This is a genomic window from Pseudomonas sp. Q1 (assembly GCF_009935975.1).
Classification (GTDB): Bacteria; Pseudomonadota; Gammaproteobacteria; order Pseudomonadales; family Pseudomonadaceae; genus Aquipseudomonas; species Aquipseudomonas palleroniana.
In genome coordinates this window covers 1-542 of record NZ_QODI01000084.1, presented here as the reverse complement: position 1 = coordinate 542, position 542 = coordinate 1, and the positions used below count along the sequence as shown (strand labels likewise).

General features: G+C 48.2%; 1 protein-coding gene. It reads right to left on the bottom strand.

Features of this window, described 5'->3' with window-relative positions; genetic code table 11:
- The coding region (locus DK870_RS29250) for a hypothetical protein (RefSeq protein ID WP_218580697.1) at window positions 1-488 on the bottom strand (488 nt) is incomplete at its 3' end.
- Window positions 489-542: the final 54 nt, after the last annotated feature.

The window sequence follows — 542 nt, the reverse complement described above, 5'->3', positions numbered from 1 at the left end:
GTGCTGACTTGCGGGGCTGGATATACAGAGAACTCCAGCTTTGACTTTTTACCATAGTCGACAGACAGTCGCTCCATCAGTAGAGAAGTGAAACCAGAGCCTGTTCCACCACCAAAACTGTGGAAGATCAGGAACCCCTGAAGACCAGTGCACTGGTCCGCCATTTTGCGCATCCGGTCTAGCACAGAGTCTACGATCTCTTTGCCAATGGTATAGTGACCTCGAGCATAATTATTGGCAGCATCCTCTTTGCCACTGATGAGTTGCTCGGGATGGTACAGCTGTCGATAGTGTCCATTACGGATCTCATCAACGACTGTTGGCTCTAGATCAATGAAAACTGCACGAGGAACATATTTCCCAGCACCAGTTTCACTGAAGAAAGTGCCAAAAGAGGAGTCGGCCAAAGTGCTGCCATCACCAACAACAGTCCCATCTGGTTGGAAGTTGTGCTCCAAACAATACAGCTCCCAGCAGGAGTTACCCATCTGGATACCTGCTTGACCAATATGTATGGAAATACACTCCCTCATTTTACTCAA